Annotated in this window: 15 protein-coding genes and 1 pseudogene; 10 read left to right on the plus strand and 6 right to left on the minus strand. The window is 54.2% G+C overall.

Annotated elements, in window-relative coordinates:
• The first annotated feature begins 57 nt into the window (after positions 1-57).
• Both FY206_RS12015 and FY206_RS12020 read left to right on the plus strand, forming a co-directional pair.
• Complete coding sequence (locus tag FY206_RS12015; RefSeq protein WP_032640295.1) at positions 58-2,238, plus strand: type I secretion system permease/ATPase; 2,181 nt, start codon at positions 58-60, stop codon at positions 2,236-2,238.
• Entirely contained in the window at positions 2,235-3,410 is a 1,176-nt protein-coding gene (locus tag FY206_RS12020; RefSeq protein ID WP_032640293.1) for an HlyD family type I secretion periplasmic adaptor subunit, read from the plus strand. Before FY206_RS12015 ends, FY206_RS12020 begins: the two co-directional genes overlap by 4 nt.
• A 35-nt stretch (positions 3,411-3,445) precedes the next feature.
• Here the strand turns inward: FY206_RS12020 and FY206_RS12025 are convergent, their stop codons facing one another.
• Positions 3,446-4,330: a helix-turn-helix domain-containing protein gene (locus FY206_RS12025; protein WP_032640292.1), complete on the minus strand. Its 885-nt coding sequence runs from the start codon at positions 4,328-4,330 to the stop codon at positions 3,446-3,448.
• A gap of 284 nt (positions 4,331-4,614) precedes the next feature.
• On the opposite strand from FY206_RS12025, the gene FY206_RS12030 reads away from it, so the two are divergent.
• The gene (locus FY206_RS12030) at positions 4,615-6,078 is read left to right on the plus strand and encodes an EAL domain-containing protein (RefSeq protein WP_032640290.1); all 1,464 of its coding nucleotides are present in this window, start codon (positions 4,615-4,617) and stop codon (positions 6,076-6,078) included.
• 26 nt (positions 6,079-6,104) lie between these two features.
• Here the strand turns inward: FY206_RS12030 and FY206_RS12035 are convergent, their stop codons facing one another.
• From FY206_RS12035 to FY206_RS12045, 3 genes and pseudogenes are all read right to left on the minus strand, one after another.
• A complete protein-coding gene (locus tag FY206_RS12035) occupies positions 6,105-6,377 on the minus strand; it encodes an ElaB/YgaM/YqjD family protein (protein ID WP_032640288.1) in 273 nt (90 codons plus the stop codon).
• A 119-nt stretch (positions 6,378-6,496) separates the two neighbouring features.
• Positions 6,497-7,165, minus strand: a pseudogene (locus FY206_RS12040) (epoxyqueuosine reductase QueH).
• A gap of 124 nt (positions 7,166-7,289) precedes the next feature.
• Positions 7,290-7,766 carry a GNAT family N-acetyltransferase gene (locus FY206_RS12045; RefSeq protein WP_032640286.1) on the minus strand — a complete coding sequence of 159 codons (477 nt, stop codon included), beginning with the start codon at positions 7,764-7,766 and terminating at the stop codon, positions 7,290-7,292.
• 90 nt (positions 7,767-7,856) lie between these two features.
• Between FY206_RS12045 and FY206_RS12050 the strand changes: the two genes are divergently transcribed.
• On the plus strand, positions 7,857-8,855 hold the full coding sequence (locus tag FY206_RS12050; protein WP_229267743.1) for a LysR family transcriptional regulator: 999 nt from the start codon (positions 7,857-7,859) through the stop codon (positions 8,853-8,855).
• On the opposite strand, the gene FY206_RS12055 is transcribed toward FY206_RS12050, so the two are convergent.
• Positions 8,837-9,703 (minus strand): AraC family transcriptional regulator, encoded by an 867-nt coding sequence (locus tag FY206_RS12055; RefSeq protein WP_032640284.1) that lies wholly within the window; start codon positions 9,701-9,703, stop codon positions 8,837-8,839. The two genes, FY206_RS12050 and FY206_RS12055, sit on opposite strands and share 19 nt — an antisense overlap.
• A gap of 224 nt (positions 9,704-9,927) precedes the next feature.
• On the opposite strand from FY206_RS12055, the gene FY206_RS12060 reads away from it, so the two are divergent.
• Entirely contained in the window at positions 9,928-10,233 is a 306-nt protein-coding gene (locus tag FY206_RS12060; RefSeq protein ID WP_032642577.1) for a hypothetical protein, read from the plus strand.
• Between the two features lie 120 nt (positions 10,234-10,353).
• Here the strand turns inward: FY206_RS12060 and FY206_RS12065 are convergent, their stop codons facing one another.
• Positions 10,354-11,268: a LysR family transcriptional regulator gene (locus tag FY206_RS12065; protein WP_032640281.1), complete on the minus strand. Its 915-nt coding sequence runs from the start codon at positions 11,266-11,268 to the stop codon at positions 10,354-10,356.
• A 169-nt stretch (positions 11,269-11,437) separates the two neighbouring features.
• Here FY206_RS12065 and FY206_RS12070 point away from each other — a divergent pair, with 169 nt between their 5' ends.
• The 5 genes from FY206_RS12070 to FY206_RS12090 all read left to right on the plus strand — a co-directional run bounded on the left by FY206_RS12070 (position 11,438) and on the right by FY206_RS12090 (position 16,377).
• Complete coding sequence (locus FY206_RS12070; RefSeq protein ID WP_032640280.1) at positions 11,438-12,760, plus strand: amidohydrolase family protein; 1,323 nt, start codon at positions 11,438-11,440, stop codon at positions 12,758-12,760.
• 66 nt (positions 12,761-12,826) lie between these two features.
• Positions 12,827-14,026: an arabinose transporter gene (locus FY206_RS12075; RefSeq protein ID WP_080500324.1), complete on the plus strand. Its 1,200-nt coding sequence runs from the start codon at positions 12,827-12,829 to the stop codon at positions 14,024-14,026.
• Between the two features lie 55 nt (positions 14,027-14,081).
• On the plus strand, positions 14,082-14,852 hold the full coding sequence (locus tag FY206_RS12080; RefSeq protein ID WP_032640278.1) for an SDR family oxidoreductase: 771 nt from the start codon (positions 14,082-14,084) through the stop codon (positions 14,850-14,852).
• 101 nt (positions 14,853-14,953) lie between these two features.
• Complete coding sequence (locus FY206_RS12085) at positions 14,954-15,229, plus strand: metal/formaldehyde-sensitive transcriptional repressor (RefSeq protein ID WP_032640275.1); 276 nt, start codon at positions 14,954-14,956, stop codon at positions 15,227-15,229.
• 29 nt (positions 15,230-15,258) lie between these two features.
• The gene (locus FY206_RS12090) at positions 15,259-16,377 is read left to right on the plus strand and encodes an S-(hydroxymethyl)glutathione dehydrogenase/class III alcohol dehydrogenase (RefSeq protein WP_032640273.1); all 1,119 of its coding nucleotides are present in this window, start codon (positions 15,259-15,261) and stop codon (positions 16,375-16,377) included.
• Positions 16,378-16,494 lie beyond the last annotated feature (117 nt).

Consider the following 16,494-nt stretch of genomic DNA (forward strand, 5'->3'; position numbering starts at 1 on the left):
ATCCCGTAAAGGTATCATTTCAGTGCGAAATTATCGCCCTGGACAGGACGTAGCAATATGAAGACACATCCACAGTACGAACCCTGGCTGCAGGGCATGCTCATCATCGCGAAGCACTACCGGCTGGACTTTTCGGTGGAGCACGTTCGGGTCACGATTAACCATGAAAGCCAGTCGCCGCGCCAGCTGGTGCTGGAGGAGATGGCGCGCCAGCTTGGGCTGGGGATGCGTGCGGTGGCGGCGGAAGCGGTCTCCCTCGATCCGTGGCGTCTGCCGCTGCTGGCGGAGTTCACCGGCGGGCAAATTGCGGTGATCAACCGCATGGATAACGAAGGCAACGTCAGCCTGCAGTTCAGCGGCGACGGCGGCCTGGAGACGACGCTGACGCGTGAGGAGCTTGGACCGCGGTTAAAAGCCCTGATGGTGCTGCGCCCGCTCGAGTCCACGCCGGACGCCCGCGTGGATGACTACATCAAACCGTATGAGAAAAACTGGTTCTGGCAGCTGGCGCTGAAGGACTGGCGGCGCTACGGCGACATTATGCTGGTCGCGCTGGTGGCTAACGTGCTGGCGCTTTCCGGCATGGTCTTCTCCATGCAGGTGTACGACAGGGTAGTGCCGTCGCAGTCCGAAGCCACGCTGTGGGTGCTGTTTGGCGGCGTCATGATTGCCATCGTTTTCGAATTCATCATGCGCATGCTGCGCGTGCATATTTCTGACGTGGTGGGGAAACGCGCCGACCTGCGCATCTCCGAACGCGTCTTTGCCCACGCGCTGCGGATCAAAAACGGCGCGCGCTCCAAATCAACCGGATCGTTTATCGCCCAGATCCGCGAGCTGGAGTCGGTGCGCGAGCTGATCACCTCCACCACCATTGCGGCGATTTCCGATCTGCCGTTCTTCCTGCTGTTTGTCTTTATCCTGTGGATGATTGGCGGCCCGCTGGTGCTGGTGGTCCTGCTCGCCGTGCCGCTGCTGCTGATTCCTGGGCTGCTGGTGCAGCGCCCGCTGGGGAAGCTCTCCGGCGAAGGGATGCGTGAATCCGCCATTCGTAACGCTACGCTGGTGGAAGCGGTGCAGGGCATTGAAGACATCAAGCTGATGCGCGCCGAGCAGCGTTTCCAGAACCAGTGGAATAACACCAACGACGTCGCCGCCAGCGTCGGCATGAAGCAGCGCTGGCTGACGGGCCTGCTGCTCACCTGGACGCAGGAGGTGCAGTCTATCGTTTATGCCGTGGTCCTGCTGGTGGGCTGTTACCTGGTCATCAGCGGCGACATGACCACCGGTGCGCTGGTGGGCACCTCGATTCTGGCATCGCGCACCATCGCGCCGCTGTCGCAGATTTCGGGCGTACTCTCCCGCTGGCAGTCGGCAAAAGTGGCCCGCAAGGGGCTGGATGACCTGATGCAGCGCCCGATTGACGACCCGCAGCACGGCAAGAAGGTGCACAAAGCCCACCTGCGCGGCGACTACGCGCTGGAGGACGTCGGCTTTTACTACGATGAAGAAGAAAAACTCAGCGTGCTCAACGTCAGCAGGCTGCAGATCCGCGCCGGGGAGCGCGTGGCGGTGCTCGGCCGCAACGGCTCCGGGAAAAGCACGCTGTTACAGCTTCTGGCGGGCATGCAGGAGCCGCAGCAGGGCAGCATCCTGCTCGACGATATTGCGCTCAATCATCTCGACCCGGCCGACGTGCGACGCGACATGCAGCTGCTGAGCCAGCAGGCGCGGCTGTTCTTTGGCTCCGTGCGGGACAACATCCTGATGGGGAACCCGCTGGCGACCGACGACGAGATTCACCAGGCGCTGGTCAACAGCGGCGCGCTGGAGTTTGTGCGTAAGCAAAAAATGGGGCTTAACACCCTTATCAACGAGGGCGGCACGGGGCTGTCCGGCGGCCAGCGTCAGGCGCTTTTGCTGGCGCGCGCGCTGCTCACCTCGCCGAACATTCTGCTGCTGGACGAGCCTACCGCCTGGCTGGACGAAATGAGCGAGAAGCAGTTTATTCAGCATCTTCACAAATGGCTGGGTAAACGCCGGACGCTGGTGGTGGCGACGCATCGCCTGCCGATTCTGGACCTGGTCGACCGCATCATCGTGCTGGAGAACGGCAAGGTGGTGATGGACGGCCCGCGCGACGCCATCCTGCACCAGCACGGTATGGCGCCGCAAAAGACAGCACAGCGCACCGTGACCATGAAACCGGCGGCGGTAGCTGAGGAGGGCGCGGCATGAATGATTTCTCCCGTTTTAATAGTCGCCTGAAGGAGCCGCGCCTGCCGAGGTCGTCGCTGGTTGCCTGGTCGCTGTTCGCCCTGCTGGCGGTATTTATCGCCTGGGCGAGCCTGTTCGAACTTGATGAAGTCACAACTGGCAGCGGCAAGGTGATTCCCTCTTCGCATGAGCAGGTCATTCAGTCTCTTGAAGGTGGGATTATCCACAGCCTGATGGTGCGCGAAGGCGACATCGTTGAACGCGGCCAGCAGCTTGCGCAGCTTGACCGGACCAAAACCGAGTCCAGCGTGCTGGAGAGCGAGTCGCGTCTGAATGCCGCGCTGGCAACCGCCGCGCGCCTGAAGGCCGAGGTCAACGACACCGAACTCGCGTTTCCGGACGAGCTGGATGACGACGTTGAGCTGGTCAAACAGGAAACGGCGCTCTACCAGTCCCGCCGAGAAAGCCTGGAAAAAGGGCTGGCAGGCCTGCGTCAGGGCGCCGAGCTGGTGCAGCGCGAGCTGTCGTTAACCCGTCCGTTGGTGACCCAGGGGGCGGCCAGCAAGGTTGAGGTGTTACGTCTTGAGCGTCAGAAAAATGAGCTTGAGAATAAAATCACCGAGATGAAAAACCAGTATTACGTTCGCGCCCGGGAAGAGCTGGCGAAAGCCAATGCGGAGATTGAAGCCCAGCGTTCGGTGATGAAAGGGCGGGAGGATTCGCTGACCCGGCTGACCTTCAATGCGCCGGTGCGCGGGATCGTAAAGGATATTGACGTGACGACCGTGGGCGGGGTTATCCCGCCAAATGGCAAGCTGATGAGCCTGGTCCCGCTGGACGACCAGATGGTGGTTGAGGCAAAAATCTCCCCGCGCGATGTGGCGTTTATCCATCCCGGCCAGAAAGCGCTGGTGAAGGTCACGGCCTATGACTATTCCATCTACGGCGGGCTGGAAGGGGAAGTGACCATGATTTCACCGGATACCCTGCAGGACGAGGTGAAGAGGGATGTTTACTACTATCGCGTCTATATCCGCACCGACAGTAACCATCTGACCAATAAGCAGGGAAAAGAATTTCCTGTTTTTCCGGGGATGATTGCGACGGTGGATATTAAAACGGGGAGTAAAACTATCCTTGATTATCTGCTGAAGCCGCTCAACAAAGCAAAAGAGGCGCTGCGGGAAAGATAAGGTTGGGGCGTTCGGGAAACCGAACGCCATTTTGACTATACCGCTGTCGTTACGTGATGTGTTTGACGTCGCTCTTTCGGTACCACGTTGATGTAGTGTGTGACATACGCGAAATAGAGTCCGGCATAGTTTTCGACCAGTTCGATAAATGTCGGATATATTGATATCCGACCATCACCCCGATCCTTAAGATAACCTGCCTCTTGTGCCGATTTGATAATTCGGTTGACGTGAATACGTGAAACAAAAAATTCTTTTGCGAGCGTGCTGGCTGAATAGTCAATTACGGCACCGTAAGCGGATTTGTTTTTCATGGCCTGCAAATAGATATAAAGCATAATCATCCGGCCGCCATCTTTATCAATAAATAACCCCACCTCGGGTAACACCTTTCTGAACGTTAATCCCCTGAACAGATATTCCGCCGCGCGGCGGAAAAAGTTATTTCTTAACGTATCGTTGTCCAGTAGGTTCACGTTGATATTAAATGCCGGGTAAAGAATACTGACGGGCAAAAAAGCACCGGACATATATCGCTTAAGTTCATTCAGGCCTTTTTCGGTTGGCGCGATTCTCGTTTTGCGTCTGTCTTCCTCGCAGCGCCAGGTCCTGATGCGCCCGGTGGTTCTCAATATCGTGATGATCGCAATAACGCTATTGGGGCTGGCTATTTTATAGCGGGAGCATAACTCTTTAATCTCAGAAACTGACTCGGCCTGATTGCCAAAAATAAAACAACACATGGCGAGGATAATGTTAAACCGTGCTTCCTGAAGCATTGTCTTGTAGAACAAAGGTTGTTTTTTATAGATGGCGTCATTAATTGTGTAGTGCTCTAATATTGCCTCACTAAATCGCGGGTTGTTTTTTATAACATCCCTTCGATGTAGCAAAGCCCTGGATGAGATGTGATTATCCATAGCATTTTCTCGTATTTGATGGACCGATAGATGAAGTATCCAGTCTTCTTTTTCGGAATTTTCATTATACCTGAGAAAAAACGATTTGCGGTCGTTATTTGCAAAGAAAGATATATTTACATTTATCTGCAGAAGCGGGGTGATTAACGCAAAGATGTTCCGGCGAGTAATGCTGATAACAGTATCTTAACCTCGTGGCGTGGGGTAAAATTCCTATATTCACCGGATGATAATAATTCCGCATTCATAATAAGAATGGCGCTTTTTGTGCCCAGGAGCAGGTTATGACTCATAAAGTTTCTCTCAGAAATGTTGCTTGCGACGAACGGCGATTTGTCATTTCAACCTGCGGTTTTACGTTCCAGGGTTATGCATTGATGCTTGAAAAGTACGGCATTGAGGCTACGCATGTCCACTTTCAGGGAGATGACGCGTGCGAGCAGGATAGGGAAAATATGCTTATTAATCATAATGCTCACATCGTCGTGTTTCTCGGGAAAGGGGTTGTTAATCTCCTTGAAAGCCTGAAGCGGCTGGCCTGCGTTCTGAATGCACTGCCGGTGATTCGACGCGTCACGCTGTACGGTGACATTCCCGACAGCTGGCTGTATCGAACCTTAAGCAGCCTGTTAAATAATAGCCATCAATTATCATTGATTCGCATCGCCAGCGTTTCCGATGTTATTGCCTGTTTCCATACCCACAATAAGGGGTTTAAAGACCGCTCGCGCTTATTGCGCGACGGCTATATGGGAGATTCCCCTCAGGAAAACCTGCGGTGGTTAACACGAAGAGAAATAGAGGTTTTATTAAATTTTTATCGCGGCATGTCCGTAAAAGAATTGTGCGACAGGCTGGGATTGTCGAACAAAACGGTTTACACCCATCGTAAAGAAGGCGTGCAAAAATTACAACATATTAAGCGATGGTTAAACGATCCGCACAGTTTCAAGATGGAAAGAAGCGTTAAGCGCCAGCGTCAAAAAGAGGGGTTTTCAGAAAAGGAAGCCGAGATCTTCAATGCGTTGTTAAGGCGGGAAATATTCCCCGCTTATCAGATCATTACCGATCGCGATAAGAAAGGGGTGGGCTTTGAAATACTGATTCGCTGGAATAAGAACGGAAGAATCGTTAAGCCAGCCTGTTTTCTGAATGATATTGTTAATCATGAAATATGGCTGAAAATCACGGCGCTGGTTATCCACGCCGCGGTGTCGGGTATTAATAAATATAATGGAAAATTTTATTTTTCAGTCAATATTCCACCTCGCCTGGCGTCCGGAAATGCATTGCCCGAGATGGCCAGGAAAGCTATCGGCATGCTGCTTAAGCCCCAGTGGGCTGAAAAGCTTGTCTTTGAGTTTGCGGAAGACATTGATGTGACGAAAGATAAAAACATCCCCGAAACGATGCGGCACCTTCGCAATACCGGATGCAGACTCTTTCTGGACGACTGTTTCTCTAACCATCACACCATGTTCCCGGTGAGACAGGTGCATTTTGACGGGTTAAAACTGGACCGGGACATCGTTGAGCATTTTGTGGCGAACGACAATGACTATAATCTTATTAAGGCCATTCAAATCTACAGCGATATGACCGGAACGGACTGCATTGCCGAGGGGGTGGACAGTGAAGAGAAGTTTGAAAAATTAGTCGAGCTGGGGGTGAAGAATTTCCAGGGTTATTATTTGTCGCGCGCAGTGAAAGAGGAAGAGTTAGACCGCATGGTGAGGCTTTTTAGCTAAAAAAATAAAGCCCCGAAGGGCCTTGATTATTTACGTCCCAGCAACAGGCCGAGAACAATACCGACAGCACCCGCGGCGATGAGGCCGGTGAGGGGATTATTTCTGACCGCTTCTGTGACGTCGGAAACGGCATCGCTGGCCTGAGCGGCGTATTTTTTCGCGGCACCTTTAACCTGATGCTTTGGTGAATCAACGAATTCACCAAACTGCTGCTGGGCTGAACCTGCAAGTTCATCAAATTTATTTTTTGCTTTTTCTTCAGCAAACTGGGTGTTTTTATCAGTACCGATATCAGACATTGTTGCCTCCTTTTGTTGATAGTTAAAGGATAGCCGCTCTTTGCAGATGTGGGAGACGCAAGGCTAAATTCGGCACCTGACAGGGCGGTTTTAGGATATATCTCTATACCGGGAACCCGTTATTTCTCATTGTCATCCTGACCGTAATACAGTTTCCCGATGCGGATCAGCGGCCGACCCTGAGACTTACGGTGCAGGTTACTGTCCCTCAGCGAATAAACGCACCCGCAATATTCCTGCTGGTAAAACTGTTCCCGCTTGCTGATCTCAATCATGCGTGAGGAGCCGCCCTGTTTGCGCCAGTTATAGTCCCAGTAAACCATACCCGGATAGCGCGCGGCCGCACGCTGGCCGCAGTCGTTTATTTGCTACATGTTCTTCCAGCGGGAGATCCCCAGCGAGCTGCTGATAACGCTGAATCCATTTTCTGCCGCATAGAGCGCCGTGCGCTCGAAACGCATATCGAAGCACATGGTGCAGCGGACGCCGCGCTCGGGTTCCCATTCCATGCCCTTCGCGCGCTCAAACCAGTTATCGGTGTCGTAATCGGCATCAACAAACGGCACGCCGTGCTTTTCCGCAAAGCGAATATTCTCCTCCTTACGAATGAGGTATTCCTTTTGCGGATGGATATTGGGGTTATAGAAGAAAATGGTGTACTCAATGCCCGACGCCTGAATAGCCTCCATCACTTCACCGGAGCAGGGGGCGCAGCAGGAGTGCAGCAGCAGTTTGTCAGCGCCGTCTGGCAGGGTAAGTTGTGGGCGGATAAATGGGGCTGTCGTCATGGCATTCTGCACTATGTTGATGAAATTTATGGAAGGGTAGCATAAATTCAGAAACTGTTGAGACGGGATCGACGCAGGAAAGCGCGATCCCGCGGGGCGGGATCTTCTCGGATATGACGTGCCGCTATTCGGCAAATTTGAGCAACGCTTCTCCGTCAAGACGGTAGCGCACCCATTCGGACTGCGGCAGCGCGCCAATGCTCAGATAAAAATCGATGGCGGGCTGGTTCCAGTCCAGCACGCTCCATTCAAGGCGACCGCACTGCCGTTGTACGGCGAGCTGGGCGATATGTTTCAGCAGTGCTTTTCCCGCCCCCAGGCCGCGATAAGCTGGGGAAACATACAGATCTTCCATATAAATCCCGTTGCGGCCAAGCCAGGTTGAATAGCTGGTGAAGAACACGGCGTAGCCGGCGATCTTGCCATCAGACTCCGCGATCAGCGCTTCGGTTTTTGTGCCTGCGCCAAAGAGCGTTTCCCGGATCTCCTCCGGTGTGGTAACCACTTCTTCCGGGGCTTTTTCATACACCGCCAGCTCGTAAATCATGGCGTAAATGGCCGCCGCATCTTCGGGGCGGGCCTGGCGAAGGGTAATACTCATTGTTTTACCTGCTTTTTAGCGTGCGTCCTGATTGATGGCGTTAAGCATACGGCGTATTGTCTGAAGAATTAAGTGCAATGAAATCAACATATGATGAATATTATGCATCCGATACTGAGACGGCTTGATTTGAACCTGCTGCCCGTTTTCGACGCGATATACCGCCACCGTTCCGTTCGGCTGGCCGCTGACGAGCTGGCGATGAGCACATCCGCGCTCAGCCATGCGCTGTCGCGTCTGCGTGCCACCCTGAATGACCCGCTGTTCTTCCGCGAAGGGCACCGCATGTCCCCCAGCGTGTATGCCTCTCAGCTCGCGCCTTCGATTGCTTCCGCACTGTCGTTCCTGAATCATGAGCTGACCCCGCAGCCGGAGTTTGATGCAGCCAGCAGTACGGAGAGCCTTCAGATTGCGATAACGGACTTTACCGCGCTTTGCATTTTTCCGGCTCTGATGCACAGGCTGCAGCTTACAGCCCCGGGTTTACGCTTTGAATTGCGCTACCTGCCGCACAGCCCGGCTTTGACGGAACTGCTGGCGGGCGAGGTGGATCTGGCGCTGGGCTTCAGCACGCCGGAGGATATCCGTCATCCGGAACTGGAAGAGATCGGCTGGTTTGAAGATGAGTATGTGGTCATCAGCAACGCAAGCCGGACCCGGCTGACGCTGGAGGATTATCTCGCGGCCCGGCACCTGGTGGTGACGCCGTGGAATGAGAAGCAGGGTGTTCTGGACGTGCGGCTTGAGCAACTGGGCTATACCCGACAAATCGCGATCAAAACGCCGTCGATGCTCAGCGCACCGTTTATCGTAGCGGAAAGTGACCTGCTGATGGCGATCCCCCGCTATGCCGCGGAGAAGCTGATTAAGACAGCGGATCTCCGGATTTTTGCGTTACCGTTTCCGATAGGCACGTTTGAAGTGAAAATTTACTCGCATAAACGCAGCGGCCAGCGGGGCGCGACCCGCTGGCTGAAGGAGGAACTGCAGATGCTGGCGCAGGCTGTAGGGGACGGTAGGCCGGGTAAGCGCAGTGCCACCCGGCAGAAAGGACGGTCTGTAACGGATCGTCAATTTAACGGCAGGTAGATATCCGTTTGCAGCGCGTGTTCCGGCACCTCGTGAATAAAGTTGAGGTAGTGGAAAAATACCGGGGCATCGCGCAGCGTTTCGCCGCTGGCCGGTAGCCAGTCGCGAAACATCGCCCACACCGTGGCGGAAATGGTATCCAGAGAACCCGTGTGGCGGGCTACGGCGTATCGTCCGCCGTCGATTTCGCCACTGCAAACCCCGAATTCATTTTCGGGTATCGCTTCAGAGATACTGCCGCAGATATCGAAACGAAAGGCGTCTGCGGGTGTGGTTGCCGGGTCATCCCAGGCAATACCAAACGTGCTGCTTTCGTGTACTGGCGATAGGCCCGTGCTTTTACGCCAGGCAATAAATTTCGCCGCGCTGTCATTTACCCGATCCGGGTTGCCACGGTGCTGCAGCATTGCCACTTGGGTCTGTGGGAAATCGACAATCTTAATTTCCATCGTTTTTTGCTCCTGAAAGGTCATTTTCGGTACGCGCTGGTGCCAGTTCAGCCAGTCCGGCTGCTGCCGAAACTGACGCGGGCTTTTTCCAAACGCGTTTCTGAAGGCGCGACTGAACGATTCAGGGCTCTGGAACCCGGCATCTAGCGCAATATCAATCACCTTATCCTGAGGATTAAACGCCAGTCGCCAGGACGCATGACGCAGGCGCAGCCACTGAATATAGCGATACAAAGGCTGGCCGCTAAACGCCAGGAACTGCCGGTGAAAATGATAAGGCGAACAGCAGGCTAACGCGCTAAGCATCTCCAGCGTGAGCGGTTCATCGAGATGTTGGGCGATATAGTCGCACACCGTCGTGAAGCGCTCGCGGTAGGCCGTTTTGATTGCATCGTTCATTGCATCCTCCTGATGACCTACTTTGCCTCACCGAACGGCCAAAATCCTGACCGATCTTGCTGATTATGGAGAGGGTATACTGGCGGTATATCGTTGTACGGCATTAATCGTTCCGTCGTACCTAAGATACTGCTGAATGATGAATGAAGACTCACTTTCTATACTTATATTAGGTTTGTCATAATCCAAATTTTCTTAGCTACAAAATTTTATGAGAGGTAATGATGGAAAAGGACTTAAAGCCAGAACAAATCGAAATCATAAACCGTATTGTATTTGAGCAAATCGACAAGATGCAGGCCAGAGTAGCCGAAATAGTTGCTGAAACGGAGAGATCTACGCACCAGCAGCTGCAGGATAGCGGGATTGATATGACCGAATTTTATCCGGCTAATAAGGATTATTTGATGATGACTCTCGTTCAACACTTAATAGATCAAGTACATGGCGGCAATATGGCTCTTGCCCAAAAAATGATATCCATGGAAGCAAAACGGCTGAATATCAGCGTACATGTTGAGGCAGAGTAAATAATATCGAATAAGGGATAAATGAATGGGGTCATGTTTGTGAACAGACAAATTTCGTGAGTATCGCTGAGGCTATCAGCTGCTCGCCGCTAAAGTACGTCCAACAGCTGATAGTTTTTTTCAGTTCGCTTCATGATTTGCGCAAATTTCAGCGCAAAATTCCATAAAGGCTTCAACAGCAGCGGGGGGCAGTCGACGAGATGGCCGCGTGATATACAGCGGATAGGTTTCGCCTGGCCATTCCGGAAAAAGTTCGATCAACACTCCGTCAGCAATCAATTGCGTGACGCTGAGTGAAAGTACCTGGGCAATACCAACACCACTTACGCAGGATTGCACCATCAGATCTACATCGGTTGTCGTCAAATGACCATAAGTATCAATAGCCATTACTTCGCGATCGCGACGGAATTCCCACTCAAACGGTTTCCCGCGGCGAGGATCGATATACTGAATGCACTCATGCGTGACTAGTTCCTCAGGATGCTCAGGTCGACCATGCCGTTTCAGATATGCCGGTGATGCCACGGTGAGTACGCGCGTCTGAAAGAGCAATTTCGAAGAAATAGTTGAGGGGAGCTGCGGCCCGAAACGCACCGCAACATCTATACCCTCTGTCACAAGATCCCCTACGTCAGGCTGCTGGACTACTGTAAGTTCCAGTTCCGGATGACGTTCGCGCAAAAGAGGCAGTTTCGGGGCCAAAATATAACGGGCAAAGATTGGATTAACGCTGACTCGTAATGATCCTCGTACAGCAGTGGCGGCACCGGATACGTAGCTTGCCGCAACTTCAATCCCTTCAAGGTGTGGCGAGGCGCGCTCATACAAAGCCCGGCCTTCGTTCGTCAGGTTCATCGTACGCGTCGTACGGTTTAGCAAGCGCACTCCGAGCCTCTCTTCAAGACGATCTATCGATCTGCTCACGCCAGAAGCGGACAGTCCCAGCATCTCGCCAGCGCGACTGAAACTACCCGCCTCGACAACTGCGGCCAACACGCTCAATCCTGACAGAAGCCTTCCGTCAAAACTCATAGAGACTCACCTTTGAATTTATTCAAATATAATTTGCATAAAACTACCTTTATCAAAAATGGTGCGCAACCTATTGTGTCAGCCAATTCGTTGCTGGGCGCTATTTTACCTGTCTCCGGCTGGGCGAACCTCGCAACGAACGGCATCACTTAACCCTGAGGAATACGAAATGACAACGACGCGCACTCTTTTTAAAGGCGGCATCATCCTTACTCTGGATGCCAATATTCCCAACCTCTCCGTGGGCGATGTTCTCGTCCATGGCGACCGTATCGCAGCAGTGGGTCCGGAACTGCAGGCGGATGATGCCCAGGTAATCGATGCATCTGGCCATATTGTTATGCCCGGCCTGGTGGATGCTCACCACCATATGTGGCTTGGCGTAATGCGCCGCATGATGCCAAATGTCGACGATCTTTTTGCTTACATCGATGTGGTCGCAGAGAAACTGGGCAAACATTATCGTCCCCTGGACATGTACCTAAGTACCAGGCTCACGGCACTTGCCTCATTGGACGCTGGTATTACTACCATCATTGATGCCTGCCACAACTCGCGCAGCCCCGAGCATACTGATGCAGCATTAGATGCTCTAAAGGAAAGCGGCATCCGTGCGTTACATATGGTCGGTGCAGCAATGGATAAAGAAGCTTCGTCGGCGCATTTGCCTGCCGATTTGGAGCGGCTGTCTCGAAGCTGGAATACTAGTGACAGCCTGGTGCACGTTGGTCTGTTTGGTCAGCTCAATCTTGACTGGTGGAAGGTCGCTCGCAAACTCGACATGCGCATTCTGACCGAATTCATCGGCGATCTCGCCAATCTCGGCCCTGAGTTTGCCACGCCGGGCGTACTGGGCACACATAACATCTTCAATCACTGTTCGAGGGTTCCTCAGGATACGTGGAAGCTCCTGGCCGATTCAGGAGTGAACATCACGGTCAATCCACGGTCGGATGCGCTATTTGGCTTCGACGATGAAAGTTTTGCCTACCAGCAGGCTGTCGATCGCGGCTTGACCCCGGCACTGGGCATTGACCTTGATACTGCCTTTGGCAGCGATATGTTCGGGGAAATGCACGCTCTGTTCGGGCAACAGCGATCGGCTATGCGCTACCGTCGCTTCCGTGGTGAGGACAATGTGCCGTCACCCATCACGGCCGAGGACGTCCTTAAAGCAGCAACTGTTAATGGCGCGCGTGCGGCCGGTTTGGAGGACCAGATTGGCACCCTTACGCCAGGCAAGCAGGCCGACATTATCATGGTTCGCACCAGCGGAGCCGCTGTTTTCCCGGTATCCAACGTAATTGGTACCGTCGTGCAGGCGATAGAGCGGTCTGATGTGGATACCGTGATGGTGGCCGGCCAGCTTCGTAAACGTGCGGGCAAGTTGGTGGATATTGATCTGGCGGCGCTCAGTACAGAGATAACCGTTTCTCGTGATTACCTGCTCAACGCCAGCGGCTATCACATCGATCTTTTTGAAGCATCCTGATGACAGAGCGGCCTGATACACCGGGCCGTTTAACCCTCTTAATCATATTTCATAAAGGATAATGACATGGGAGCCCGCGCCATTAAGCGGTTTGCGGAGGATAACACCCCGCGCGTCCTGCTTCCCCGCCCGGCAACGGGCGTTATTGCCGTACTTTTCTTTGGCTATCTGGCAGTCGGACTGCCACTGCCGGTGATTCCATTGTTCATCCATGGCCATCTCGGCTTCAGTAACCTCGTGGTGGGACTGGTGATCGGCATCCAGTTTCTGGCCACCGTTCTGACCCGCGGCTATGCCGGACGGGTTACAGACCAGCAGGGCGGTAAACGTTCTGCACTTCAGGGAGCAATCCTTTCAGCGATAGCAGGGGCGCTGTATCTGGTGGCTTCGGTAACTGATTTATCGCCTGCTGCAACCCTTTGCATTGTTATCGCAGGTCGTCTGATGGCCGGTTTTGGCGAAAGTCAGTTCGTGACGGGATGTGTGTCCTGGGCCATTGCCTCAGTTGGCCCTCAGCGCGCCGGTATGTCCATGTCCTGGACCGGCATCGCGATGTTCGCGGCGCTGTCGATTGGTGCTCCTGTTGGCATGGCGTTATATCAGCATTACAGCCTCACAATGGCGATGATTGCCTGTATTGCTGCACCGATGTTGGCCGCTCTGGTTGCATTTTGTACCCCATCATATATATCGCCAGGAGGTCCGCGACTGCCATTCCATCGCGTAGTAGGGCGCATCTGGCGCGAAGGGCTGGGATTAATGCTGCAGGGCGTTGGGTTGTCAGGACTAACCGCTTTTGCCTCACTGTACTTTGCGGCACATCACTGGCAGAACGCCGGCCTGGTGATGACTGCGTTTGGTCTGGGTTTTATTTTCGTTCGCCTCGCCCTGGGGCATCTGCCGGACCAAATAGGCGGCTATCGCGTTGCGGTTTGGTCACTGGTGGTTGAAGCGCTAGGCCAGGCAATGTTGTGGTTGGGTTCAAACGAATGGATGGCACTTGCAGGTGCTCTGGTTACCGGACTGGGCTGTGCGCTGGTTTTCCCCGCACTGGGCGTCGAAGCCCTAAGACGTGTTCCACAAGCCAACCGCGGCAGTGCAATGGGCGCATTCGTTGCATTTCTGGATGTCGCTTATGGAATCGCCGGGCCGGTAGCTGGCCTGATCGCCGGTCAGTTTAGTTATGCCGCTGTATATCTGTCTGGTGCGGTCTGTGCGCTGCTGGGTGCACTGATTGCGAGCGCGTCTCGCATGCAGCAATCCTGAATAAACATTCGAGCCGGCAGCCTTTGCTGTCGGTTTACTAATCTGGAGAAATTGTATGTCACGCATTTTCATCTCCGGTTCGTCCACAGGCCTGGGTCTGATGGCAGCCGAACTGCTGGTTCAACAAGGACATCAGGTTGTGTTGCACGCGCGTAATGCGAACCGTGCAGAAGATGCGCAACGCGCCTTACCGCAGGCTGAAGCCGTCGTTGTCGGTGACCTGGAGACGATTGAAGGTGCCAGGCAAACGGCATTACGTGTGAACGCCCTGGGACGCTTCGATGCCGTCATCCACAATGCTGCCGTTGGCTACAATGAAGCGTATCGCGTGACCCGCGACGGGCTGCCGCACGTTTTCGCGATCAACACGCTCTCGGCTTACATCCTCACCGCGGTGATTGAACGTCCACAGCGCCTCGTCTATCTGAGTTCGGGTATGCATCATCATGCCCGGGCAAACCTGGATGATATTCTCTGGCGCAAACGTCGCTGGAATGGGTCCGCCGCCTATGCGGAGAGTAAATTGCACGACGCTATGCTGGCTTTTGCTCTGGCGCGTCGCTGGCGTGATGTGCGTAGTAACAGCCTCGAGCCTGGCTGGGTGCCGACAAAGATGGGGGGGCCGCATGCCCCGGACGATATGGACCAGGCGCACCTGACTCAGGCCTGGCTTGCCGCCAGCCGTGATTCTGAGGCTGACGTAACGGGGAAATATTTCTACCACATGAGGCGCATGACGGCTAATCCGCAGGCGCACGACGTCGCATTGCAGGATCGTCTCATTAATCTTTGTACTGAGATTTCAGGGATAGCGCTGCCGGAGTAATTCGTAACGTCAACGAAATGCGCATTAACCATAAAAAACAGAGTGTTTACATCTTAAGGATAAAATAGGTACCATACCCCCCTATAGTATCAGGAGGGCGTATGCCGCATTCACCCGAAGATAAAAAACGTATTCTTACCCGCGTTCGTCGCATTCGGGGCCAGGTTGATGCCCTTGAACGCGCGCTGGAGGCGGGCGATCCCTGTCTGTCCATCCTGCAGCAAATTGCCGCCGTGCGCGGCGCTGCCAATGGCCTGATGGGCGAAATGGTTGAAATTCACCTCAAAGACGAGCTGGTGGCGGGAGAGACAACGCCGGACCAGCGAGCCGTTCGCATGGCGGAAGTCGGCCATTTGCTGCGCGCTTATCTAAAATAAACCCACACACCTGACAAAAGGGAAAACCTATGAAATCTCGCGCTGCTGTCGCATTTGGCCCCGGCCAGCCGCTCAAAATCGTTGAAATCGACGTGGCACCGCCGAAAAAAGGCGAAGTGCTGATCAAAATCACCCATACGGGCGTGTGCCATACCGATGCGTTTACCCTCTCGGGCGACGATCCGGAAGGCGTCTTCCCGGCGGTACTCGGCCATGAAGGCGGCGGGGTTGTCGTTGAAGTGGGCGAGGGCGTGACCAGCCTGAAGCCTGGCGATCACGTGATCCCGCTCTACACGGCAGAGTGCGGCGAGTGCAAGTTCTGTAAATCCGGCAAAACCAACCTCTGCCAGGCCGTTCGCGCCACGCAGGGCAAAGGGCTGATGCCGGACGGCACGACCCGTTTCTCGTACAACGGCGAGCCGGTTTATCACTACATGGGCACCAGCACCTTCAGCGAATACACCGTTTGCGCGGAGATCTCGCTGGCGAAGGTGAACCCGCAGGCGCCGCTGGATAAGGTCTGCCTGCTGGGCTGCGGCGTGACCACCGGTATTGGCGCGGTGCATAACACGGCAAAAGTCAAAGAGGGTGATACCGTGGCGATATTCGGTCTCGGCGGCATTGGTCTGGCGGTTATTCAGGGCGCGGTGCAGGCGAAGGCCGGGCGTATCATTGCGGTCGACACCAACCCCGAGAAATTCAAGCTGGCGGGCGAAATGGGCGCGACCGATTTCGTGAACCCGAAAGATCACGAGAAGCCGATTCAGGAGGTCATCGTTGAGATGACAGACGGCGGCGTAGACTTCAGCTTCGAATGTATCGGCAACGTCAACGTGATGCGTTCCGCGCTGGAGTGCTGCCACAAAGGCTGGGGCGAGAGCATCATCATTGGCGTGGCCGGTGCGGGCCAGGAGATTAAAACCCGCCCATTCCAGCTGGTCACCGGTCGCGTGTGGCGCGGTTCCGCGTTTGGCGGCGTGAAGGGACGCACCCAGCTTCCGGGTATGGTTGAAGACGCCATGGCTGGCAAGATTCAGCTCGACCCGTTCATCACCCACCGTTTGCCGCTGGAGCAGATCAACGAGGCGTTCGATCTGATGCACGACGGAAAATCCATCCGTACCGTTATCCACTTCGGCGACAAGTAACTCTTCTGCCAGCGGTTTTTCGCCGCTGGCGTTTCTTTAATAATCTTCTCTAAAGTGTGACCAGTGCGGCGTTTTTAGCCGTAATCTAAATCTGTGCCGTGCCGATGACTATTTAAC

This window comes from Enterobacter chengduensis (assembly GCF_001984825.2).
Classification (GTDB): domain Bacteria; phylum Pseudomonadota; class Gammaproteobacteria; order Enterobacterales; family Enterobacteriaceae; genus Enterobacter; species Enterobacter chengduensis.